At 68.4% G+C, this 746-nt stretch carries 1 protein-coding gene; it reads left to right on the top strand.

Annotated features, from left to right (window positions below; genetic code table 11):
* Nucleotides 1–746 (top strand): aminotransferase-like domain-containing protein (locus AA309_RS36815; RefSeq protein WP_244470485.1); only part of this gene is annotated, 746 nt, incomplete at both ends.

The raw sequence follows: 746 nt of genomic DNA, 5'->3' as shown, positions 1-746 counted from the left end.
CGGATCCTCGTGCAGCCGGGCGATGCCATCTGCGTCCCGGATCTCACCTACCCGGGCCTGCGGGCGATCGCCGAGCAGCTCAAGGTGCGGCTGGTCCCGGTGGCCATGGACGGGGAGGGGCTCGATCCCGACGCACTTGGTGAGACCTGCCAACGCGAGAGGCCGAAGGCGGTCTACTGCGTTCCCACCATCCACAATCCGACGACCGCCACCATGTCGGCCAAGCGACGCGAAGCCATTGCCGAGGTGGCGAGGCGCAATGGCATCGCGATCATTGAGGACGATGCCTACGGAGCGCTGCCCCGACAGGCTCCGGCACCGATTGCGGCGCTCGCACCCGACCTCACCTGGCACATCGCCACCCTATCGAAATGCGTGACGCCGGCCCTGCGCACGGCCTACGTCGTCACGCCGGGATTCGCCGAGACCCTGCGGCTCGCGGCGGAGATCCGTGCCATGTCCCTGATGATGCCGCCTCTCATGGCGGCGCTGGCCTCGAGGTGGATCCTGGACGGCACGCTGGACGCCATCACGGCAGCAATCCGCGAGGAGAGCGCCGCACGACAGATTATCGCGAAGCGGGTTCTGCAAGGGCTGGAGTTCCAGGCGCATCCGGAGGGGCATCACCTGTGGCTGACCCTGCCGGAGCGCTGGCGCCGGGCTGACCTCAACGTCCATGCGCGACAATCGGGCCTTGCCTTGGTGCCGAGCGAGGCCTTCGCGGTCGGGTCTGCGCCGGATGCCAT

This window comes from Microvirga vignae, from assembly GCF_001017175.1.
GTDB classification, from domain to species: domain Bacteria; phylum Pseudomonadota; class Alphaproteobacteria; order Rhizobiales; family Beijerinckiaceae; genus Microvirga; species Microvirga vignae.
This window is presented reverse-complemented; position numbering and strand designations above follow the sequence as displayed.